Here is a 21,395-nt window from a genome sequence, read left to right on the forward strand (position 1 = left end):
CCTACCGCGGCGTGATGCGGACGGTGTGGACCGCCGTGTCCGCCCTCGGCGAGTAGGTGAGGAGCTGCCCCTCGAGGCGCACCTCGCCGTCGGGCGCGTCGATCACCGCTCCGCCCGGGTACTGGCTCGCCGGCACGAAGAACTCGGCCGGGGCCGGAATCGCCGGATCGCGCCGGAAGCGGAACTCGAACGCCTTCGAGCGGATAGCGAAGCTCATCGAGAGCGGCTCGCCGGGGACCGCCATCGCGTACGGGCGCACCGCGGCGGCCAGCGCGCGGCCTCCGTCATCGGGCGAGCCGTCACCCCGCTGCTGGTCGCGGCTGAAGATCGAGAGGTCCTCGTCGTTCCACAAGTCGCCGCGCTCGTTGGTGTTGTCCGCCGTGTAGTTCCACAGCGTGAAGCTCGCGCAGTTGGCCTCGAGCGCGCGCATCGTGGCGTCGAGCGCGCGGGTCTGCTTTGAGAAGTCGCCGGTGGTGTACGCCCGCTTGCCGTCCATATCGAACGGGATCCCGCACTCGCCGATCACCGCAGGGATGCCGCCCAACTCGACTCGGCCACGGGCCACGAGCGCGCCGATCTGCCGCGCGAACGACGCAGCGACGCGCCTCTTCCCGAACGCCACCTTCGCGGTGGTCATGTCCGCGCCGAGCCACGGCGTGTGCGACTTGCGGAGCAGGGTCATCCCGTCGTACCAGTGCGGCGCGTAGGCCGCGTTCTCGATCCCGGCCGGCGTGAGCGCCGCGCCGCTCTCCGGCTGCCCCTCGAGGAAGATGACGGCGTGTGGCATGCGTTCGCGGATCGCCGAGGCGAACCTGCGAGCGAACGGCAGATAGAAGTCGCGGTTGAACTCGACCGGATGGCCGTCGATCTGCGTGAAGTAGTCGGGCTTGAGGACGCGGGGTGTGCTGCCCTCGGCATCCCACACGCCGTGTGCGCGCCAGACGCATTCGGCGCCCGGCAGCCACGCGCTGCGACCGTGGGGGTTCAGCTCCACCTCGCCGGTGCGCTTGAAGCCGGTGAGACCCAACTCGTACGTGCCCACGCGCTGGGGGATCCCGCTGCCGAGCGCGAGCGACTGCAGCGGCGTGGGCGAGGGGCCGAGCTTGAGCGGGAACGTCACCCCGGCAAGGTCGTGTGCGCCGATGAGTCCGGTGCTCGGCTCGTTCAGCGTGTCGAAGCCGATCACGTTCGGCAGGTCGCCCAGGCGTTCGGCAAGGTGCGCCACGGCTGCGATGTAGTGACCCTGCAGGTACTCCTGCGCGGGCACGCCCGCGATCCGCATGTCGGGCGCGAACACATCTCCGCCGAAGAAGAGCGTCCACATCGTGAGATTGGCGAGCTTGCCGTAGTTGGTGGGCCAGATCATGCGCGGGAACGGGTCGCCGTGTTCCTGGTGCGTGAGGGCGCCGCCGGTCTCGGCAAAGGCGGCCATATCGAGGCCCGCGGCCTCGAGCGTCCAGCCGGGCGCACCGTCGCCGCCGGTGAAGCGGCTCCACACGTCCTGGTGCGGGTCGATGAAGACGCTGATGTCGTACTCGGCGGCCTTCTCCACGATCGCCCGGAAGTAGGTGAGGTATGCCTCGTCGTACTGGCCGGGACCGGTGTGCTCGATCGCCTCCCAGGTGGTGAGCAGGCGCAGGAACGTGAAGCCCCAGTGCCGGAGCCTGCCGAAGTGCTCGTCGGCCTCCTCGAGCGGGAAGGGCCGGCCGACGAACGAGACATCGCGGTGATCGAAGAAGCCCTCACGCCGCCAGGTGGCGCCGTCGGGGGAGAACGGCACCTTGGAGCTGCCGCCCAGGTTCACGCCGCGCAGGATGAGCGTGCGGCCGTGCTCGTCGGCGAAGCGGTCACCCTGGATGCGGATCACGGCGGCTCCTTCTCGGCGGGTCTGGAGGGTGTATGCCCGGGGCGGGAGACGGTGTCACCGTTCGGCACTCCAAGCCTGCCGCCCGTCGCTCGCGCGTGCTATGTTCCTACGATGGAAGCAGTGGAGTCCCCGAAGCGCGCTGCAACGGCGCGAATGATTGCCGTAGGTCTGGCGCTCGCGGTCGGCCTCCTGGCGTTGAACTGGGCTGGCCGCACCAACTACCTGCTCTTTCATGCGATTGTCGAATCGTTCTCGCTGGTGGTAATGGCGGGCATCTTCGTTGTGGCGTGGAACACCCGGAAGGTCGCCTCCAGTCCTTACCTGCTCATCCTCGGCGTCACGCACCTGTTCGTCGTCATCGTCGCGGTGCTCCACACATTCGCCTACAAGGGGATGGGCGTCTTCCCGGAGGGCGGCGCGAACCTTCCAACTCAGCTGTGGATCATATCGCGCGTCCTCGAGTCGCTCGGCTTCATCGTTGCGGGTGTTGCTCTGCGCAGAACCGTGCAGTTGCGCAGCGTGTTCATCTTCTTTGGCACGCTGACCGCCCTTACCCTCGCCAGCATCTGGCTCGTGCCGGTGTTCCCGACCATGTACGTGGAGGGCGTTGGGCTGACGACCACCAAGGTCATCTCCGAATACGTTGTGATGGCGATGTTCCTCGGTGGCTTCGCGCTGTTATGGCGAGGGAGGGACCGCTTCGAGCCGCACGTTGCCCGGCTCCTGCTGTGGGCGATCGCTCTCCTGATCGCGGCGGGCATGGCATTCACTCTGTATGTGGACGTGTACGGCGTGCTTAACCGCATCGGGCACTACCTCACGCTGATCTCCTTCGTGCTCATCTACCGTGCGCTCATACACACCGTCCTGCGCGAGCCGTACAGCGTGCTGTTTCGCGAGGTGAAGCGCCGCGAGGAGGCGGAGCACCGCATTGCTGAGACGCTGCAGACGGCCATCCTCTCGGTCCCTGACCGCATCGAAGGTATCGATGTCGATCACGCGCACATCTCAGCGACGGAGGCCGTCCGCGTGGGCGGTGACTTCTGGGACCTCTTCTCGCCGGCCCCGGGGCGGGTGGCGTTCGTCCTCGGGGACATCTGCGGCAAAGGGATCGAGGCTGTGGCGTCCAATGTGATGGTGCGCGTTACACTGCGTAGCTTCGCCTACCAGAATCCGGATCCGGCAGTGGTGCTGAAGCGGACAAACGATGCGGTCGGCCGACAGCTTGCCGACGACAAGTTCGCCACCGTCATATACGGAGTTATCGATGTGGAAACGGGGGAGGTGGTCGTCGCGTCCGCCGGTCACCCCGCGCCGATCATGCACCTCGAAGACTCGGCCGTGCCCCTCGACCTGCCGACGAACCCTCCGCTCGGCGTCCTGGATGAGCACGACTTCGAGACCGGCACCTTTACGCTCGACCGCGAGGGGGCTCTGGTGCTGTTCAGCGACGGCCTGATCGAAGCCGGCCACAGGGCCGAGATGTTCGGAGTCGACCGGGTCGTGAGTCACCTGGTGTCACACGGCCACCAGCGGCGAGGCGCCGCCAGGGCGCTTCTCGACAGATCGCTCGAGCATGCCGGCGGAAGCGTCGATGACGACGTCGCGGTCATCGTGCTTAGCTTCGCGCCGTAGCGGCCGGGGTCAGCAGGCACGCGCCGAATCCAGTTCCCGCGCCGACCGCCGTCGTTGCCCGCGTGTGCTCCTGTCGCTATACTCCGAGGCTGCCGCCTTCGCGCAGGCGGCACCCACCCGGAGGGGTGGCAGAGTGGTTGAATGCGGCAGTCTCGAAAACTGTTTAGCGGGTATCCCCCGCTACGAGGGTTCGAATCCCTCCCCCTCCGCCATGAGCAGCACAAACGTGGTCCCGACAGCCCGATGAGGGAGGTCGGGACTGCGTCTACGTAGGGCGATTTCGGGCGATTTGCACGAGACTGGGTGATTTCGGATCCGATACGCCGGGTGTCGTAAGCAGAGGCTGGAGGGTACACCAGCGCCGATTCGGGCGTCGTCGGGGGAATAGACTTGTTGCCAGGGCGGGGAGTCCCGGCGATTCGGCCGAGAAGTCCCGGCCATCCGGTCAGCCTGCTCCACATGGAGGAGGACCATGTCCAGGACATTCGAGAACACGGATCCCGAATCGCCGATTGCGTACAACATGCGTGACGGGGAGACCGGATGGCAGATCATGGAGGGCCTGCTCAGGGATGACGGCGTTGTCCGCGCATTTGACGAGCGGATCGCGTCACTGGCCGGACTCCCTCTCACAGATAACTGGTCCCACTCCCGGGCCCTCAGCCTCGTAAGAGCGTGCTCAACGGTCGAGATTTCGACGTTCGGTGACCTGAGGCGCAGCATCGAGGACAACCTCGAGGCCACGTGCCTGTTCAGTAGCATCATGAACGGCATCCCGGGGCGGCCGGCACTGTACGGCTGGTCGGATAGTCAAGTCCGCCCGGGCACATCTCTGATACACCTGTGCTACCTGCTGGCCGCCCGACAGTATCCGAGCGCCGAATCCTCGCACGACAGGGTCTACTTCGACTCCGTGGTGTGGAATCTGAACTCCGATCCCCTTACCCCGATGGTGAAGCCGGATTCCGGACGCATCGATGAACTCAAGACGCTCATCCGCGCTGCGTACGATCTCTACGCGAAGAGCTGAGTGAGTGAGGCCTCAGAACCAGCCGATGAGCCCCGCTCATGGGACACTCGGTGTGCAGAGTGTCCCAGGGTCTCGGGATGTATTCCTTCGGAATGCCCCGGCGAACCCAACAGAGTGGCTGGACGGGCAAGCGATGACGGTCGAGTGACTCTTCGCGGCGCGTGACCGGGGGACTGCATGTCTGACGATGGTGGTTCGTACGAGGGTAGGCAGGAACGTCCGGCACCGCGCCCGCGGCGCAGCGAGCATGCTCGTGCTGCAAAGCGTCGCTCGAAAGCGCCGAAGCGCTCGAAGCCGCGATCAGCTCCTCGCTCGGCCACGCCGCCCACCCATGAAGCACTTCGCGCATCCGGGCCACATCGCCGCCGCTCACCTGTCCCGCTCATCGCGATCGTGCTGCTGGTCGTCATCGTCCCGCTCGCCGTCGGGCTCGTGGCGACCTCTTCGGCAGGCTTGTGCACGCGTTCGTGCCACAGCGTGCACGGTGACGACGTCGCAGCCTTCGAGCAGAGTACCCACCAGCGCGCGTCGTGTGTGACCTGCCATGTGGATGCCGAGGCAGGTGCGCTCGGCCGCTTCGCGTATCGCCTCGGCAAACTCGGTGACTACGGTCCGATGCTGTTTGGCAGCGTCGAGCAGCCCGTGAACGCAATGAGCGAGGTGGCGCTGTCGATGTCTTCGGGTCAATGCACGCAGTGCCACGTGATGGACAGGCGGCGCGTCACACCGAGCGTCGGCATCGTGATCGACCACGCCGTGCACGAGGCGGCGGGTATCGGCTGCACCGCGTGCCACAACCGCGTAGCGCATCCGGAGACCGCCATCACGCTCGAGATCGAGGGCAACGCGCCCAAGCAGGACTTCATGTCGATGACCGCGTGCTATCGCTGCCACTCGCTCGGCGAAGCCTGGGCGAGCGAGTACCGCGCGTCGGGCGAGTGCGTCGTCTGCCACACGGCCGGCTTCGATCTCATTCCGCCGTCGCACGATGCCGAGGACTGGTACACGGAGCGCGGCGCGTCCGCGGGACACGCGGCCGCGTACACGGCCGCACTTGATCGGGCGGCCACGGCGCAGGCGAGTCCTGCCGAGGGCGCGGCGCTCGTGCGAGTCCCACCTGTGGCGGCAGTCAACGAGTGCTATACGTGTCACCTGGCGGCGTACTGCACGGGATGCCACGGCACGCAGATCCCGCATCCGGACGGATTCACGGCGACACACGGCCAGGAGTTCACCACTGCTGACGCAGATGGCTGCGCTAAGTGCCACAACAAGACAGGCGCCGAGGCGAACGACCGCTACGCGTGCACGCTGTGCCACCACCCCGGCTTCAACCCCGCCGAGGGAGCGTGGCGCAAGCGCCATGATGATGTGATCGCCGGTGGCGTCAGCCCGCTGGATTCATGCTACGGATGCCACGACGAAACGTACTGCTCGAGCTGTCACGTGCGCGGCGAGCCCAGCACACCGTACTAGTCATCCCGAGTGGTCCCGACAACCCGTGGCATATCTGTCGAGCCGCATGGGTAGGATAGAAGGACATTGTCGGCGCTCCGTTCGCCGGGCTTCCTGCAAACCCATTCTTTGGTGCGGTCGGAAGATCTGACAATGCGAGCGCGTTCCCGGATTGGTTGAGGGGTGATCGGCATGAGGCGCACATCGGGCGGTGGCCGAAATCGTGTGAAGCAGCGCGTGGCGGCGGTGATCCTGATGGCGTTCACGATTGCAGCCGTCTTGCCCCCGCTGACAGCCTGGGCCCTGCTCCAAGGCACCACCACGCGCGTGAGCATCACCGATGGCGAGGCTCAGGCGACTACATGGAGCGCCGGCAGTTCCATCACCCCCGACGGTCGCTATGTGGCGTTCTACTCCGGTGCGGCGAACCTGGTGTCCGGGGACACGAACGGCTCGGACGACGTCTTCGTGCGCGATCGTATCGGGGGCACCACCACGCGTGTGAGCATCACCGATGGCGAGGCTCAGGCCCTGGGGGGCGGCAGCAGTTGGCCCTCCATCTCCGCCGACGGCCGCTATGTGGCGTTCTACTCCGACGCGACGAACCTGGTGTCCGGCGACACGAACAGCGCGACCGACATCTTCGTGCGTGATCGCATCGCCGGAACGACCACCCGCGCAAGCGTGGCCACTGGAGGAGCGCAGGGGTTTGGCTCATGCAGCGATCCCTCCATCTCCGCCGACGGCCGCTACGTGGCGTTCTACTCCGATTCGACGAACCTGGTGTCCGGCGACACGAACGGCGTTACCGATGTCTTCGTGCGTGATCTCATCGGCGGAACGACCACCCGTGTGAGCGTGGCCACCGGCGGCGCACAGGCCAACGGCTACAGCGACGAGCAAAGCATATCCGCGAGCGGCCGCTATGTGGCGTTCCGATCGACCGCAACGACCCTCGTATCAGGTGATACGAACGGCAATCAGGACATCTTCGTCCGCGACGTGGTCGCGGGCACCACCACGCGTGTGAGCGTTGCGACCGGCGGGGCACAGGCTACCGGCGGCAACAGCGGCTGGCCTTCCTTCTCGGCCGACGAGAGCTGCATCGTGTTCGACTCGGGAGCGACGAACCTCGTGCCAGGAGACACCAACGACACAGGCGACATCTTTGTTCGCGATCTCGTTGCAGGAACCACCACTCGCGCGAGCGTCGGCGCCGGTGGCGTGCAGAGCAACGGCTCCAGCCAGTTCTCCTCGATCTCGTCCGACGGTCGGTATGTTGCGCTTGCCTCGGCGGCCACCAACCTCGTTGCGGGAGACACCAACTCCCTGAGGGATGTCTTCGTTCGCGACACAGCTACCGGTATCACGATACGGGTCAGCGTCACGACCGCCGGCGCACAGGTGAGCGGTGGCCACAGCGGCTGGCCCGTGATCACCCCTGACGGCCGCTACGTAGCATTCGGCTCGGAGGCCACGAACCTGGTCTCGGGCGACACGAATGGCGCCACCGACGTCTTCGTTCGGATGGCGGCTACCGCGCCGCTGGCCCCCGTCTACCGCTTCTACAACTTCACCAACAACACGCACTTCTTCACGCCGTCGCTCGATGAGGCAAACTCGGTGATCCTCAACTACCCGAAGGTCTTCCGCTACGAGGGCACCGCCTACTACACGAACCCTGCGAACAACACGCAGCCGCTCTACCGCTTCTACAACCGCAGGAGCGGGAGCCACTTCTACACCGCCTCGACAACCGAGGCCGACCACGTGATCGCCACCTGGCCGGACATCTTCACCTACGAAGGAGAGACCTACAAGGTCTCACCCTCGCCGGTCTTCGGGTCCACAACGGTCTACCGCTTCTACAACCTGACGAACGGGAGTCACTTCTACACGGCCTCGGAAGACGAGCGCGACACTGTCATCGCCACCTGGCCCCACATCTACAGCTACGAGGGCCCGGCGTTCTGGCTGGGTCAGTAGCCACGAATCTAGGAAACTACGCGGCCCCGACGCTGAGCAGGCGTCGGGGCCGCGTTCTTGCACGTGCACTCTGGGAAAGTCCGACCGCTTGGGCCCGTCACTCGTTCTTGTAGTTGTAGATCTGGCCTTTGTACTTGACGGCGGTGACTTCCTCGCCGTTCTCGAGCTTCACCGTCGCATGGATGAGTTCGCTGTCCATGATGTTCGAGGTGTCGATCCCATGGCTGTCGAGGATCATGAGATCCATCATCACCTGGGCCTCATGGGGCGAGACGGTGACGTTCATCGTATCCACCGAGGCCCCCTGCTCCTCGAAGTGGCCCGTGAACTCCTCCGACAAGGTGGGGCCACTGCATCCTACGACCGCAATCAGGGAAGCGGCCAGGATCGTGAGTACAAGCGCGATTCGGTAAGTCCTTATCATGGCGTACCTCCCGTGACGGTTGACGGCACAACCCACGCCCTTTGGTATCCTACGCTCCGATTCTACCTCCTGGCCTCCACTGATATCGAGACTTGCCGGCGTGGTGGTCGCAGGGAGCGTCCCGTTGGGGGCGGGCATCGGTGCTTCGGGGAACACTCTGTATGGTCACCGTAGCCGACACAAGGACACCTCACCGTGAGCGACCTGCTTGCAGCAACCGCACACTCCGCGCCGCTACGCTACAGGCTCTCGAAGCCCTGGCACCCCGGCTGGTACCAGAACGGCCGAAAGCGGCAGGGTTACTTCGAGGGCTGGTACTTCAAGTGCGTTGACGCGAGCGCACAGCATGCGGTTGCTCTCATCCCGGGCATCTCGCTCGCGCCCGACGGGGTAGGGTCTCACGCGTTCGTCCAGCTCATTCGCGCCGGTGGCCGAACGGCGTACTGGGAGTATCCGGCCGAGGAGTTCCGCTTCGCGACCGACCGATTCGAGATCGAGGTGGGACCCAATCGGTTTTCTTCGGCGGGCGCATGGCTCGACACAGGCGGTGCGGAAGGTCGGATGACAGGCGAGTTGCGATTCGGCGACTGGAGCGCCTGGCCGGTGAGGCCGCTCTCTCCGGGGGTCATGGGCTGGTATCGCTTCGTGCCGTTCATGGAGACGTACCACGGCGTGCTGGGGCTGGACCACGCGGTGAACGGTGCGCTTGAGATCGATGGCAGCGCGCTCGATTTCTCCGGCGGTCGTGGATACGTCGAGAAGGACTGGGGTCGATCATTCCCGAGTGCCTGGGTGTGGGCGCAGAGCAATCACTTCGGTGCGGCTGGAACCTCGGTGATGATCTCGGTGGCGCGCATCCCGTGGCTCGGCGGGTCGTTCGTCGGCTACATCGTGGGGCTGCTGCATGACAGGGTACTCCACGAGTTCACCACCTACAACGGGGCGCGGATGCGCGCATTCTCTCTCCAGGACGGCGAAGCGCGCATGACCCTCGAGAGAGCAGGTCAGCGGCTGGAACTCACCGTCGAGGGTGCACATCCGGGAGAGCTCCGCTCGCCGCTACTCGGCTCGATGGACGGCACCGTGTGGGAGAGTCTCGACGCGCGCATCGGTGTGAAGCTGAGCCAGGGAGATTCGCTGGTGTTCGAGGGTCGGGGACTGCATGCCGGCGTGGAGCTCATGGACGAGTCCGGAGACCTCGAGGCCGGGCTGAGGCCGAAACGGTAGACTCCTCGGCATCCCCCTAGCGGAGTTCGGTCGAGTAACCGACGATCTCCTCGGCTGCGGCGAGACGCTCGATCGCGGTCTCGTGCGCCTCCTCAGTCCCGCGGGTGATCCAGAGTGCCACGTCCCCCGTGTCACTGACGTCCATCCTCCAAAAAGTCGCCTCGAGTCCGGCATCTTCAAGGTAGGCGGGGGAGATGACCGTGGAGACCTGTGTCGCCGGATCGAACGTGAGCTCATACGTGCGCGTCTCCCGGCGGACAGCTCCGAAATCGATCAAGGACAGAACGGTGAGGATGATGAGGGTCAGTGCGGTGCCCACTGCGACCAGAACGTATTCGCCGAGGGCCGCCGTCACGCCGAGTGCGGATGCCATCCAGACCGTCGCTGCGGTCGTGAGGCCGAAGACGGTTCCGCGGCTCTGGATGATAGCGCCGGCGCCGAGGAACCCGATGCCGGTCGCGATGCCCGCCATCATGCGCACACCCTCGTTAGGGGAGCTCGCCGCAGCCGCGAGGACGAATATCGCACTGCCCGTCGACACGAGTGTCAGCGTCCTGAGCCCTGCGGACTTCTCGCGCCATTCACGCTCGAGGCCGATTAGCGCACCGGCCGCTGCCGCGACAGCGATGTGTACGATGAACTCTCTCCATTCGGTGAGATCGAGCACCTATCCCCCTCATCTCCTGCGCTCGACCTGCAGCGTCGTCGCTTTGGTCGTGTTGATACCCTATCCAGGGACTACCCAGTTCTCACGAGCCGAAGCCCCCATCCCGGTACTCGGATCGGGGCTTCGGCCATGGTGGAGCGAGTCATGCCGACAGCTACTTCTCGGCTTCCTCGGCCTTCTCGTACGCCTTGTGCAACGCGTCCAGTTCTTCCTTGCGCTCGTCGGGATTGACGACGCTCTTGAGTCGCTCTCCGAGTGCGAGTTGCTTCTCGTGATCCTTGATCAGGTGCTCAATGAACTCGTGCATCATCGCTCCCTTCATCGGTGTCCTTGCGTTACATCCGTTCTCCTGGACGTCGGCTCCCGTTCCCATTGGCGGGTCTTCGCCGCCCTGACGAACGCTTGGGCTTCTGACGCGTCGACGACGCCGGCGTCCGGCATTACTCCGGCGTCGTCGAACAGCGTCCGGGCTCCCTTGTCAGCGGCAATCGCCTTGGTGCGCATCCGCGACGATAAACTGCGCCCACTGCTCCGATGGAGGAGCGGGCGCAGTGAGAGGCTGGAATCGTTGCGCGTACCTCGCACATCGGGCGCGTTGCCCCTGCCGGGTCTAGGTGGTCTCGTCGCTCGGCGTCACGATGTTGATATCTTGGTCTGGCTGTTCCTGTTCTATGTTGATGGTGTCCGAGTCGCCAGCAAATGGCGCCACGACCCAGCCCGGCCAGACGAACAGAAGGATGAGCAGCACAACCGCGAGCAGCGCGACGATGCCCCACACGGCGCCACTGCCGCGCTCTACGGTCGAAACGTGCCTTTCGGTGTCGATATCAGCCATTCTCGGTCACTCCTCACATCCGGGTAGCTGCGATCTGCTGGCCACCGACCCTGCGGTTCAGACTCGGCCGCAACCTGGGTTACCCAGGTTGCGGCTGTCGTTCCATCCATAGAAGGACTGGGGATCAGACTACTCTTCGTCCTGACACCATCTGGAAGATGAACACGATCAGGGCAATCACGAGCAGCAGATGAATCAGTCCGCCTCCGACATTGGTGAGCAACCCCACCAACCAGAGGACCACCAGAATCCCAACGATCGTCCACAGCATGGTCTCGTCCTCTCTCACGTGGCCTTCGCGCCGACCTTTGCGAAGTGGCCTTCTTCAACATCTCCATTGGGATTTCCCCGCCTGCTCTGCGTGCTTGCCTTAACTGACCGTGAACTCGTGTGACATCTGGGTGGCTCCAGGCCTGTTCGGTCTTCGAGCCGACGGTGCAGGGGTTTTGAGCTCAGCAGTCTGTGGGCTAGGGGATCCGGCGGGTATCAACACCCTGTGGCTGGCCGAAAGGGCGTTCTTGGTGAACCCCATGCATGCACCTGAAGATCCTGACGACATGTCCCTCGAGTCTCTGGGAGCGCGTACACTCTCGCTTCTCGAGGCTGTAGGCACCGCCGTCGTGATCACCGACGCTTTCGCCCGCGTCCGGTTCATGAACGGCGCCGCTCGCGCTCTGCACGGAATCGACGAGAGCGACACAGCGTACGTTGGTGAGGAATACGGGTCCGGTTTCGACATGTTCGACCGGCGGGGGCTCCCTGTACCCGAGGCCTCGTCTCCGGTATGGCAGGCTGTATGCGGGCGCATCGTGGGCGCAGAGACAGTCGTCGTCAGGTTCACGGATGATGAGACGCCCCACTTGTGGGAGTACTCGGCTTCGGCAGTCGATGCACAGGGCCCGTCGCCGGCTGTGGTGCTCACCATCCGGGAGATCACCGATGCTTTCACCGACGATCGAAAGGTCGGCGGGCGCGGTGTCTCAGAGGAGAGGCTCAACTCACAGAGCCTGGACACCCTTCTGGAGTTGCTGCCGAGCGGCGCAGCCATCTGTGATGACCAGGGCAAGATGCTCGCGACGAACACCAGGATCGAGGAGATCTGGGGCGGACTGCCCCGCTCGGAGAGTTTCGACGATTTCGGAATCTACCGCGCACGATGGGCGGATACCGGCACACCGCTCCTCCCGCAGGACTGGGCGATGTATCGCGCGGTCATGTTCGGTGAGACATGCACAGGCGAGCTTCTGGACATCGACCGGTTCGACGGTGGACAGGCGACCGTTCTGAACTCCGCGGCGCCGATTCTGAACGAGCGCGGTGTGATCGCTGGCGCCGTCGCGGTTCTGGCTGATGCCACCGAGGTCACGCGCAGAGAACGTGTTGGGCGGCAGATGGTCCGTGCCATCCCGGAGGTTCTTCGAGCGCGGAGTATCGAAGAGCGCATTGGTGTTGTGGTGGGCCTGATGGACAGCATGTTCCTGGGTTCGACGGTGTTTGTGTCCATTCAGGAAGAGGGTGGACTCGCACTCACTGATCGGAGCAGTGTCCCAACGGCTGCACTTCTGGAGCGCCATGCGCCTGATGTGTGGGATGCGCTGAAGTCGCTGCGCGCCCAGCACGTGCCCCGTTCGACCGGTTCGAGGAGATCCTCGCTCCTCATCATCCCGGTCCAGTCAGGTGCTCGCGCCTCGGGCTGCTTCCTGACGACGAGCGACGAAGCCTGGATTCCCGAGCTGGGGCTCGATGTGGCGCAACAGATGGTCGAACTGCTGCCCTCGCTCTTCGAGGCCCCCTTCTTCGATGACGACGAACGCCAGGAGATTGCGAGTTACTCCTTCTCGCTCGCCGGCCCTCTCGTGGGACTGTTGAGTGATGAGGTTCTGGGCTTCGAGGAGCCCGAGTGGATATCGTCCCGCGTTCTCGAACTGCTGATGGAGTACGCCGAAGCCGACTACGGGCGCGTAGTCGAGTCGAATGGGGGGGACTTCGAGCAGAGCTTCCGTGTGCTGTGCGAGATCGGCGCTGAAGCAGGGCGAGTCCCCGTCGAGTCTCTAGGCGTGCCCGCTGCTACCGTGACGGGTCAGACGATCATCGTCGCTGCCGGCGCCGATGTAACTGACGCTGTCGGCTACAAGTCCTTTGCAAGCTTTCCTTTCGTGACGGATTCCGGGATCGGGGCAGTCACCCTTGCATGGCTGGAGACTCGAGATTCCGTCAGCATGCGCGCAGGTGACCTAGCACTAGGGGCAGCCTTCCTTGGGCTGCTCCTGAGTGGCTCGCAATTGCGATCACGGCTGCAGCGAGCTCAGGAGGAGCACCTCTTCGTTGGCGCCGTGGCGGCAGCGGCAGCCTCTTGTTTCGACGCCGCCGGCATTCGCGACGCGGTATCCAAGGTCGTCAAGAGGCAGTTCGGTTCTGGCGTTGAGACACGCCTGTTCCGGATGGATTCGACGAGCCGGCTCCGTGAGGTTGCGCCAACCTTCACCGCCGCGCCAGCCGTGGTGTTCGACTGGTCGGAGGTTGAGGAATCCCTGGCCGGCTCATCGACCGGGGTCTTGCTGATCACACCACACGACAACCCATTCTGCTCTCTACTCCCACTGGGCGAGGGCGAGCAGGCTGTGGTGGCCGTTCTCCTGGTCCGAGGCCGTCCTATCGGCCTCGTGATGACCGTCCTTGATGGAGAGCGTGATGTTGACGCGAACATGCTTAGCCTGCTGGGCGCTGCGGCTCGTGAAGTCGCCGAAGCGCTCGCGGTTGCGGGGTACTGCAGTACTCAGGTCAGAATCGCGATGCGGGGTCGTGTCGCAGAGGCCATAGAGGCTGAGGTTCGTGCGCTGAGCGACGAGGACGATATCATCGACGCGGCCGTGCGCACGGCCCTCGCTGCGCTCAAGGCCGAAGGTACCGTCCACCTGCGGAAGACACACACCGGATGGCAGGTCGGTTGCCGGGCGGGCGAGGTGGACGAGACCCGCGTCGTGAACATGGTCGACTCGGCTGTTTCGGACTCCTCGGCCGGATCAGCGACCCTTGTCGACAACGACGCAGCACTCGTCTCGAGCATGTGGATTGATGAGGAGCTGTGTGTGCTCGTCGCGTTCAGGACGCGTCATCAGATTACATTCTCCAGAGACGACCTGGAGCTGCTGTATCGGATCCACGTGATCATCTCCGAGGCGATTCGCTCCCTCCGGCTCGCCCAAGAACGAGAGGCTCTGCTGGTAGCGAGGGAACGCTGGCTCGCAGACATCTCACACGACCTCAAGACGCCGCTGAGCGCCATCCGTGCGTACGCCGAGCTGCTGTCCAGTCCCGGAGACTCCACACCGGACGAGGTGAGACACCAGGGGGGGCGCATCTTGCAGCAGGCCTCCGGGATTCAGTACCTGATCGACAATCTCCTGCTGGTATTCCGGATCCGCGCCAAGGCGCTTCCTGTCCAGATGACCGTTCAAGATGCCAATGATGTTGCGTCAGAGGCCGTTCAGCTGGTTCTGGCTGACCCTCGAGCGCGTGGTGCAAGCGTATCGCTGGAGGGGGCTTCTTCCCCCATTCCCGTCGAGATCGACAGACGGCTGCTGGTGCGCGCTCTCTGCAACGTGACCGTAAATGCGGTAGTGCACGGAGGCGCCGGGGTGAACGTGCGCGTGAGTGTCGCCTCCGGGGGAGGCATGTGCAGGATCGAGGTGTCCGATGACGGCAAGGGCATCGAGGCGGACATTCTCGCCCGTGTCTTCGATCGTTACTATCGCGGCGAACCCGCGCGGGGGGATCAGGCCGGAAGCGGACTGGGGCTGCCGATCGCCCGGGAGCTTGTCGAGCTCATGCGCGGCTCGCTCGACGTGGTCTCCTCGCCAGGGAGCGGCACGACCATCAGTATCGAGTTCGCCACAGCCGAGTGAGGCCACGCGTGCGGTCCTTGCCATCGGTTACGGCATCAACCACCGAAGCGGCTCCCCGCCCATAGCAGGCGCCGCCTCCTGGCGGCAAAAGGGGGCCGACGACCGGGCGGGGGGGCCCAGTCGTCGGCGGAAGGGGACCGACGACCCAGTGGGGGGGGATGGTCGTCGGAGGGGGGTGCTTACTAATTGCGCTCCGTACCGTAGTAGTCGTACACGCTGCCAAGCCATTCATCATCGCCCGTCAAATGCCGAGGTGCTTGGCACGTGTCCGTTGCCAGCGTGTTCGTCATGCCGGAAGATTCGTCGATCGGGTGACGGCGGCCAGAAGTCCGGGTCGAAGCCCGGGGCCTCCTTCAAGGTCTCTTTCGCCACGTCCATGACGAAATGGCCTTGTTCGCCGTCGAGCCGCAACGCCTCCCACGGAACGGCGAAGAACTTCTCGCCAGACCCGAAGATCTCACCGAAGGACAGCACCGCATACTCGATGCATCCACGATCGAGGTCGATCACGAACTCCTCGATTCGGCCGAGATCCTCGCCCCGCGCATTCACGACATTGCATCCGGCCAATGTCTGGCTGCGAAAGAGCGTTCGAGCGCCGCTCACCACCGTTCACCCACCCCGATCTTCTACTCTCTAGCGCTTTCAATGTGCTCACGGCCTCTGCGGCATTACGCCACAGGACTGTGTAATCGCTGACACGCCCGGTGTCCTGTAGGCATCCGAATCGAGCCAGCGCAACACCACTACCTATTCCCGTGGCCACCGCGTCTTGATGTGACGCTGAGGTGAAGCCGTGTGAAATCGACGCCCGGCGTGCTTTGCTGTCTCGCCGAGGCTCGCACGTCCGGAGTTGGGAACATTCAATCGTGCGGCTACATCGAGGGCGCAGGAGGTGTCAATGGATGGCGTCCTGATCGTCGAGGATGAACTCGATATCGCCGACGCGGTTCGCCTGGCGTTGGAGCGAGATGACGTGAGGCCTGTGTACATAGCGGGCAGCCTTGCGGATGGGCGCGATGTCCTCGCGCGCGCAGAGATAGCTGTCGCTATCATCGACATCGGCCTGCCGGACGGAAGTGGACTCGACCTTGCAGTCGAGATGCGCTCGTCCGGGTCGAGCGCTGCGATATTCTTCCTCACCGCCCGGGACTCCGAGGTGGACAGGCTTGCCGGGTTCGGGGTCGGAGCGGACGACTACATCACGAAGCCCTTCAGCCCCCTCGAACTCAGCGCACGCGTTCGCGCCTTCTTCAGAAGGTCCCACGCGGGCACCCAGGACGACCAGTCTATCGTTGTCGGGCGAGTTCGCATCGGCGTACGGTCCGGGACCGTCGAGGTCGACGGTGAGCCCGTGGCGCTTCCGGCGCTCGAGTTCAAGCTGCTGCGGTTCCTTGCGGAGCACCGCGGCCTGGCCTTCACGCCGGCCGAGCTCTACGAGAAGGTCTGGTCCGCCGCCGCGCTCGGCCAAACGGACGAGAACAACGTCCGGGTCCATGTGCGGCGGCTGCGGGAACACATCGAGACCGATCCCTCGCATCCCGAGCTCCTGGTGACCTTGCGGGGTCTTGGCTATCGGTTCGATGAGCCCCCCGCAGGGAGGTGAACCCAGTGTCGGCGGTCATGACCGGCATGACGAAGGCCCGCTTCCTATACGGGAGGCGGGCCTTCGTGTGATAAGGCTCGTCGCTAGTGCGCGGTCCAGCCGCCGTCGACGGGAAGCGCTACTCCAGTGACGTAGCTTGAGAGGTCGGAGGCGAGGAAGAGCGCTGCCTTCGCGATCTCGTCGGCCTGGCCCCAACGCTTGATTGCGCCGCTCTGCACGAATTCGGGCGCCTCGTTGAAGTCCTTCGTCATGCCCGTGACGATAGCGCCCGGGCAGATGGCGTTCACACGGATGTTCTTGTCGCCCAGGTCCATGGCCGTGTGCCGGGTGATGCCCACCAGGCCGTGCTTCGACACCGTGTACGACAGGCCACCCGCCTGGCCGACCAGTCCGGCTACCGATGCGGTGTTGACGATCGACCCGCCGCCGCGCTGCTCCATGAGCGGGACGACCTTCTGAATGAACATCGCTGCGGCCTTCGTATTGATGCCCTGCACGCGGTCCCAGTAGTCCCAGTCCACGGGGTCATTGATCCCGAGCATGTCGAGGATGCCGGCGTTGTTGCACAGGATGTCCACTCCGCCGAAGTTATCGACGGCTGCTTTGATAGCGGCATCGATGTCGGCTTCCTTCGAAATGTCGCCGCTGAGCCCGATACAGGTGCCACCTGCCTCGGTGACCTCGAGTGCGCACGCACCTGCGGTATCGCCCGCGTAGTCGAGCGCGACCACCTTCGCCCCCTCGTTCGCGAACCGCAGTGCCATCGCGCGCCCCATGCCTGATCCGGCCCCGGTGATGATCGCTACCTTGCCATCGAGAAGTCCCATCACGTACCCCTTTCAGTTCGGGCGCCCCGCCCGGGCGCCGCATCTCGACGATACCCAGTCCCGATCTCTGTGTAACTATTGTTACAAGATGCACACAGAGTGACAGCCATTGCGGCAGGAGGTATCGGTTCGAGAATCTGCTGAATCCGCAGGATACGGTGACGGACGCAACCGCACGCTGTGCGACACTGTGATCAGTGAGACCGCGAGAGACTGCGCAGGTGGGTACGTTGCCGACCGACCCTGGGCCTCAGAAGTCCGTCTTCATCGACTTGCACCAGGACCTGCTGTTCGGCGTGGCGCAGCTGGCTGGAGGCTTGCCGGCCTACAGCTCGAGTTACCTCGCGGGCTCGCTTCATGCCACGGCTGTTCTGTCGTCGCTGTTTCCGTGTCTTCCGGAGAGCTCCCTCATCCGCGAGCTTGACGCGCATCACGAGCTGCTGAGATCCCATGCCTCCGCCCTGCGTCTCATCACCACTGTGGAGGACTTGGATGCGAAGGATCCGCGGATCGGGGTGCTGACCCACTCCGAGGGCCTTCATCTACCCGCCGTCGAGCCCGAAATGCTGGAACTGCTGTGGACGCGGCACTCCCTGCGCAGCTTGTCGCTCACGTGGAATCACGAGACCCCCTACGCGTTCAGCTGCTACGGCGACGGCGCAGCTCCTCTCAAGCCGACGGGCAGGCAACTGCTGCGCGCGCTGGAGCAAAGCCCTCTCCTCCTCGACCTGTCCCACCTGAACGACGCCGGGTTCTACGAGGCGCTTGACCTGTACGCTCCTGCGGTGCTCGTGACTCACACGTCGTGCCGGTCGATAGTGAACCACCCAAGGGGCTTGACCGACGACCAGCTGCGAGCACTGGGCAGTCACGGCGGACTTGTCGGCCTGGCGTTCTTCCCTGACTTTCTGGGCGAGAAGGGATCTATCGAGGAGGCTCTGCGTCACATAGAGAAGATCGCCTCGCTGGCTGGCGAGGACGCTCTTGCCATCGGCAGCGACTGGGGTTCGGCGGGCATGGGCGAACTGGGAGACACCGCGTCCCTTGGCGGGTTGGTCAGCGCCGTCAGCAAGAACTATGGTCCGGGCTTCGCCGAGAAGTTCGCATTCGCCAATGCCCGCAGCTTCCTGCGCGCTCAGCTGCCCCCGAGCTAGCGTTCGCCGATCTTCTCACGGAACTCGGGGAAGGCGCGAACCACCATGTCGACCAATCGATCGTGTGGCCGCGTGAGTGCGTCGCTGACCGGGATGCCGAGTTCGAACTCGTACAGCTTGATGGCCGCGGTGACCTCGGCGTCGGTCATGTTCTCGTGGTTGAGGGTGAGGCCGATGACCTTCGTGTCGGCGAATGTCTCAATGAGATTGATCTCGCTTTCGGCGCTCGGCCTCGGCACGTCCGGGAAGTCGCCCAACCACCTGCGCGCCGGTGCGTGCTGCAAGATGACCGCGTCGGGCTGGCCGCCCCGAAGGATGAAGATGGATGACAGGTAGGCGGGATGACTCAGCGCGCCCTGCCCTTCGATTATGATCACATCGGGGTGCTCGCTCTCGAAGGCTTCCAGCACGGCCGCTTCCATCTCGCCCGAGCAGAACTGGCAGGGGATGGCGTCGAGCACCACGCCGTAGCGAGCGCCCTGGATGAGGCCGGTCTGTCCTGTGCCGACCAGGATCGCCTTGATCCCCCGATCGTTAAGCGCTTGCGTGAGGATCGTCGCGGTGGTGCGCTTGCCGATCGCACTGTCGGTGCCCAGCACGGCGATGCGCGGACAGGAAACCGTGGAGATGCGTCCGCTGAACACCCGCAGATCCTTCTTTGCCGCCGGGCGCCGAACGTCGACGATCGTCACGTTGTGCGCTGCTGCCGCCGCTACAAACTCCGGGTCGTCGTTCAGGAATTCGTGGAGGCCGTTGACGATGTGCATCCCTCGCCCGATGGCTTCGAGTACCAGGCGCCGTTCGACGGGCGAAAGCATGCCGCTGAGGGGCGCCATTCCGTAGATGAAGAAGTCCGGAACGCCACCCGCAAGGACGATCGCCTCCGCCAGGTCGGTACAGATCGGTATGCCGTTGGGCGCGTCGCCAAGCACCTCGCCCGAGTCGAGGCCCGACTTCGTACTGTCGATTACCGAGAGGATCGTGTACTTCTCGGAATGGCGTACCAGGCCATTGGCGGTCTTGCCGTCGGGGGCACCGAAGTTCCCTTCGCAGTAAACGACCGCAGTCGCGCTCATCGCGGCGATATCCTCCATTGGAACCGTCACTTCCCGGGGTGAAGATCGTTTCCCCACGACGTCTGATGCAGGCGCAACCCGCAATGGTCAGCGCGACGGCCGCTTCCCGCACCATAAGGGTGTCTACCCAGACTCGGCCCCCAAGCCCTCGGTTCCCCTCTCACGGTGCCTCCCGGTGGAGTCTGCAGGCCCGTCTGCAGACCGTCTGACGCTCAGCATCCTCGGACATGGGAATGATGTTGCAGAAGGGGGGCCATTCAGATGTTGGAAGATCTGAACCCACGAGAGGTGTTCCGCCATTTCGAGGAACTGACCAAGATCCCGAGATGCTCAGGAAACGAGAAGCAGGTCAGCGACTACTTGGTCGGCTTCGCCAAGGACAAGAAGCTCGACGTCGTTCAGGACAAAGCGCTGAACGTGATCATCAAGAAGCCCGGCACGGCGGGATATGAGAAGTCGCCCGCGGTGATCATCCAGGGACACATGGACATGGTCTGCGAGAAGTCCAAGGAATCCCGCCACGATTTCTCACAAGACCCACTCGTTCTGAAGATCGAAGACGACTTCGTACGGGCAGACGGCACGACCCTCGGTGCGGACAACGGCATCGGGGTGGCGTATGGGCTGGCCTTGCTGGACAGCGTGGACATCCCTCACCCTCCCCTCGAGCTTCTCGTCACCACGAACGAGGAGACAGGAATGAAGGGCGCTCATGCCCTGACGGCAGACCATCTCACAGGAAAGACGCTCCTGAATATCGACGCTGAGGAAGAGGGGGTTCTGTACGTCAGCTGCGCAGGAGGCGTGGACGTCGTATGCGAGTTCGACACCCACTGGGAGGACGTCACGGCCCCCGCGCTGACGATCACGATCTCGGGCCTGAGCGGCGGCCACTCGGGCATGGAGATCATTCGGCAACGGGCGAACGCGATCAAGCTGCTGGGGAGGATCCTGGCTGAAGCCATGGCGGCGGGCGAGTTCCATATCGCCGCGATAGCAGGGGGTTCGAAATCCAACGCGATTGCGAGAGAAGCGCAGGCGACCGTCACGGCAGACGCGGAGGTGCTGGAGAAAGTCGAGTCCATGGTGACTCGCATGTCCAAGGACCTGAAGGCGGAGTTCGCCACCGCGGATCCGGAAATCAAGGTTGCTGCGGCTAGTGCCGACGAGGTGAGTCGGCAGCTCGATACCGCTTCTACTGAGAAGATCGTCGACTTCCTGATGGTTGCCCCCAACGGTGTTCAGTCGATGAGCCAAGAGCTCGAGGGCCTCGTAGAGAGCAGTCTCAACCTTGGCATCCTCGAGCAGTCGGGTGAATCGATCAAGATGACGGTCTCGGTACGGAGCTCGGTCGATTCGATCCTGGAGGAAGTCGCCCGCCGGATCGAAACCCTGGCGAGGCTGGTGGGCGCGAAGAGCGCCAGGGCAGGTGCGTATCCCGGGTGGCAGTACGAGGAAGACTCCAAGATCCGCGATCTGTGCGTCAGCGCGTACAAGGAGGTCTCCGGCAAAGACGCGCAGATCCAGGCCATCCACGCCGGGCTTGAGTGTGGCCTGCTGAGGCAGAAGCTCCCGGAGACCGACATGATCAGTTTCGGACCGAACCTCTACAACGTGCACACCCCGGACGAGCATCTCAGCATCGACTCGGTCGCGAACACGTGGACGTTCCTGACAGCCGTCCTCGCGACGCTGAAGTAG

Annotated in this window: 18 protein-coding genes and 1 tRNA gene; 10 read left to right on the forward strand and 9 right to left on the reverse strand. The window is 64.2% G+C overall.

The features are described 5' to 3' along the window. Position 1 precedes the first annotated feature (1 nt). On the reverse strand, positions 2-1,867 hold the full coding sequence (locus Q7W51_01905) for a cellulase family glycosylhydrolase (protein MDO8847126.1): 1,866 nt from the start codon (positions 1,865-1,867) through the stop codon (positions 2-4). Between the two features lie 120 nt (positions 1,868-1,987). Here Q7W51_01905 and Q7W51_01910 point away from each other — a divergent pair, with 120 nt between their 5' ends. The 5 genes from Q7W51_01910 (at position 1,988) to Q7W51_01930 (ending at position 7,973) form a co-directional block, all read left to right on the forward strand. Further along, the gene (locus Q7W51_01910) at positions 1,988-3,502 is read left to right on the forward strand and encodes an MASE3 domain-containing protein (GenBank protein MDO8847127.1); all 1,515 of its coding nucleotides are present in this window, start codon (positions 1,988-1,990) and stop codon (positions 3,500-3,502) included. A 119-nt stretch (positions 3,503-3,621) separates the two neighbouring features. Further along, a tRNA-Ser gene (locus Q7W51_01915) sits at positions 3,622-3,714 on the forward strand. A gap of 260 nt (positions 3,715-3,974) precedes the next feature. Further along, the gene (locus Q7W51_01920) at positions 3,975-4,532 is read left to right on the forward strand and encodes a hypothetical protein (GenBank protein ID MDO8847128.1); all 558 of its coding nucleotides are present in this window, start codon (positions 3,975-3,977) and stop codon (positions 4,530-4,532) included. 177 nt (positions 4,533-4,709) lie between these two features. Next, on the forward strand, positions 4,710-6,008 hold the full coding sequence (locus Q7W51_01925; GenBank protein MDO8847129.1) for a cytochrome c3 family protein: 1,299 nt from the start codon (positions 4,710-4,712) through the stop codon (positions 6,006-6,008). Positions 6,009-6,179: 171 nt separating this feature from the next. After that, positions 6,180-7,973, forward strand: coding sequence for a hypothetical protein (locus Q7W51_01930; protein MDO8847130.1), 1,794 nt, complete (start codon positions 6,180-6,182; stop codon positions 7,971-7,973). A gap of 97 nt (positions 7,974-8,070) precedes the next feature. Here Q7W51_01930 and Q7W51_01935 read toward each other — a convergent pair whose 3' ends face one another. Beyond that, positions 8,071-8,397 (reverse strand): hypothetical protein, encoded by a 327-nt coding sequence (locus Q7W51_01935; protein MDO8847131.1) that lies wholly within the window; start codon positions 8,395-8,397, stop codon positions 8,071-8,073. Between the two features lie 195 nt (positions 8,398-8,592). Between Q7W51_01935 and Q7W51_01940 the strand changes: the two genes are divergently transcribed. Then, positions 8,593-9,624, forward strand: coding sequence for a tocopherol cyclase family protein (locus Q7W51_01940; GenBank protein MDO8847132.1), 1,032 nt, complete (start codon positions 8,593-8,595; stop codon positions 9,622-9,624). A 16-nt stretch (positions 9,625-9,640) separates the two neighbouring features. Here Q7W51_01940 and Q7W51_01945 read toward each other — a convergent pair whose 3' ends face one another. The 4 genes from Q7W51_01945 to Q7W51_01960 all read right to left on the reverse strand — a co-directional run bounded on the left by Q7W51_01945 (position 9,641) and on the right by Q7W51_01960 (position 11,397). After that, on the reverse strand, positions 9,641-10,291 hold the full coding sequence (locus tag Q7W51_01945) for an MgtC/SapB family protein (protein MDO8847133.1): 651 nt from the start codon (positions 10,289-10,291) through the stop codon (positions 9,641-9,643). Between the two features lie 154 nt (positions 10,292-10,445). After that, on the reverse strand, positions 10,446-10,598 hold the full coding sequence (locus tag Q7W51_01950) for a hypothetical protein (GenBank protein ID MDO8847134.1): 153 nt from the start codon (positions 10,596-10,598) through the stop codon (positions 10,446-10,448). Positions 10,599-10,901: 303 nt separating this feature from the next. Then, entirely contained in the window at positions 10,902-11,126 is a 225-nt protein-coding gene (locus Q7W51_01955; GenBank protein ID MDO8847135.1) for a hypothetical protein, read from the reverse strand. Between the two features lie 124 nt (positions 11,127-11,250). After that, a complete protein-coding gene (locus Q7W51_01960; GenBank protein ID MDO8847136.1) occupies positions 11,251-11,397 on the reverse strand; it encodes a lmo0937 family membrane protein in 147 nt (48 codons plus the stop codon). Positions 11,398-11,683: 286 nt separating this feature from the next. On the opposite strand from Q7W51_01960, the gene Q7W51_01965 reads away from it, so the two are divergent. Beyond that, a complete protein-coding gene (locus Q7W51_01965) occupies positions 11,684-15,031 on the forward strand; it encodes an ATP-binding protein (GenBank protein MDO8847137.1) in 3,348 nt (1,115 codons plus the stop codon). 231 nt (positions 15,032-15,262) lie between these two features. Here the strand turns inward: Q7W51_01965 and Q7W51_01970 are convergent, their stop codons facing one another. Then, positions 15,263-15,637: a PRC-barrel domain-containing protein gene (locus Q7W51_01970; protein MDO8847138.1), complete on the reverse strand. Its 375-nt coding sequence runs from the start codon at positions 15,635-15,637 to the stop codon at positions 15,263-15,265. 295 nt (positions 15,638-15,932) lie between these two features. Between Q7W51_01970 and Q7W51_01975 the strand changes: the two genes are divergently transcribed. Then, positions 15,933-16,637 carry a response regulator transcription factor gene (locus Q7W51_01975; GenBank protein ID MDO8847139.1) on the forward strand — a complete coding sequence of 235 codons (705 nt, stop codon included), beginning with the start codon at positions 15,933-15,935 and terminating at the stop codon, positions 16,635-16,637. 83 nt (positions 16,638-16,720) lie between these two features. Here the strand turns inward: Q7W51_01975 and Q7W51_01980 are convergent, their stop codons facing one another. After that, positions 16,721-17,464 carry a glucose 1-dehydrogenase gene (locus Q7W51_01980; GenBank protein ID MDO8847140.1) on the reverse strand — a complete coding sequence of 248 codons (744 nt, stop codon included), beginning with the start codon at positions 17,462-17,464 and terminating at the stop codon, positions 16,721-16,723. Between the two features lie 230 nt (positions 17,465-17,694). Here Q7W51_01980 and Q7W51_01985 point away from each other — a divergent pair, with 230 nt between their 5' ends. After that, entirely contained in the window at positions 17,695-18,618 is a 924-nt protein-coding gene (locus Q7W51_01985) for a membrane dipeptidase (GenBank protein ID MDO8847141.1), read from the forward strand. Here Q7W51_01985 and Q7W51_01990 read toward each other — a convergent pair. After that, the gene (locus tag Q7W51_01990) at positions 18,615-19,712 is read right to left on the reverse strand and encodes a DUF1611 domain-containing protein (protein MDO8847142.1); all 1,098 of its coding nucleotides are present in this window, start codon (positions 19,710-19,712) and stop codon (positions 18,615-18,617) included. The genes Q7W51_01985 and Q7W51_01990 overlap by 4 nt on opposite strands. A 243-nt stretch (positions 19,713-19,955) precedes the next feature. Between Q7W51_01990 and Q7W51_01995 the strand changes: the two genes are divergently transcribed. After that, the gene (locus Q7W51_01995) at positions 19,956-21,395 is read left to right on the forward strand and encodes an aminoacyl-histidine dipeptidase (GenBank protein ID MDO8847143.1); all 1,440 of its coding nucleotides are present in this window, start codon (positions 19,956-19,958) and stop codon (positions 21,393-21,395) included.

This window comes from Coriobacteriia bacterium (assembly GCA_030652115.1).
Lineage (GTDB): Bacteria > Actinomycetota > Coriobacteriia > Anaerosomatales > Anaerosomataceae > UBA6100.

What these genes read in the sequence shown, in the direction of transcription:
- Q7W51_01920 (MDO8847128.1), top strand. Translation starts at nt 3,975, where the DNA reads ATGTCCAGGACATTCGAGAACACGGATCCCGAATCGCCGATTGCGTAC.
- Q7W51_01925 (MDO8847129.1), top strand. Translation starts at nt 4,710, where the DNA reads ATGTCTGACGATGGTGGTTCGTACGAGGGTAGGCAGGAACGTCCGGCA.
- Q7W51_01930 (MDO8847130.1), top strand. Translation starts at nt 6,180, where the DNA reads ATGAGGCGCACATCGGGCGGTGGCCGAAATCGTGTGAAGCAGCGCGTG.
- Q7W51_01935 (MDO8847131.1), bottom strand. Translation starts at nt 8,397, where the DNA reads ATGATAAGGACTTACCGAATCGCGCTTGTACTCACGATCCTGGCCGCT.
- Q7W51_01950 (MDO8847134.1), bottom strand. Translation starts at nt 10,598, where the DNA reads ATGCACGAGTTCATTGAGCACCTGATCAAGGATCACGAGAAGCAACTC.
- Q7W51_01955 (MDO8847135.1), bottom strand. Translation starts at nt 11,126, where the DNA reads ATGGCTGATATCGACACCGAAAGGCACGTTTCGACCGTAGAGCGCGGC.
- Q7W51_01960 (MDO8847136.1), bottom strand. Translation starts at nt 11,397, where the DNA reads ATGCTGTGGACGATCGTTGGGATTCTGGTGGTCCTCTGGTTGGTGGGG.
- Q7W51_01965 (MDO8847137.1), top strand. Translation starts at nt 11,684, where the DNA reads ATGTCCCTCGAGTCTCTGGGAGCGCGTACACTCTCGCTTCTCGAGGCT.
- Q7W51_01975 (MDO8847139.1), top strand. Translation starts at nt 15,933, where the DNA reads ATGGATGGCGTCCTGATCGTCGAGGATGAACTCGATATCGCCGACGCG.
- Q7W51_01980 (MDO8847140.1), bottom strand. Translation starts at nt 17,464, where the DNA reads ATGGGACTTCTCGATGGCAAGGTAGCGATCATCACCGGGGCCGGATCA.
- Q7W51_01990 (MDO8847142.1), bottom strand. Translation starts at nt 19,712, where the DNA reads ATGGAGGATATCGCCGCGATGAGCGCGACTGCGGTCGTTTACTGCGAA.
- Q7W51_01995 (MDO8847143.1), top strand. Translation starts at nt 19,956, where the DNA reads ATGTTGGAAGATCTGAACCCACGAGAGGTGTTCCGCCATTTCGAGGAA.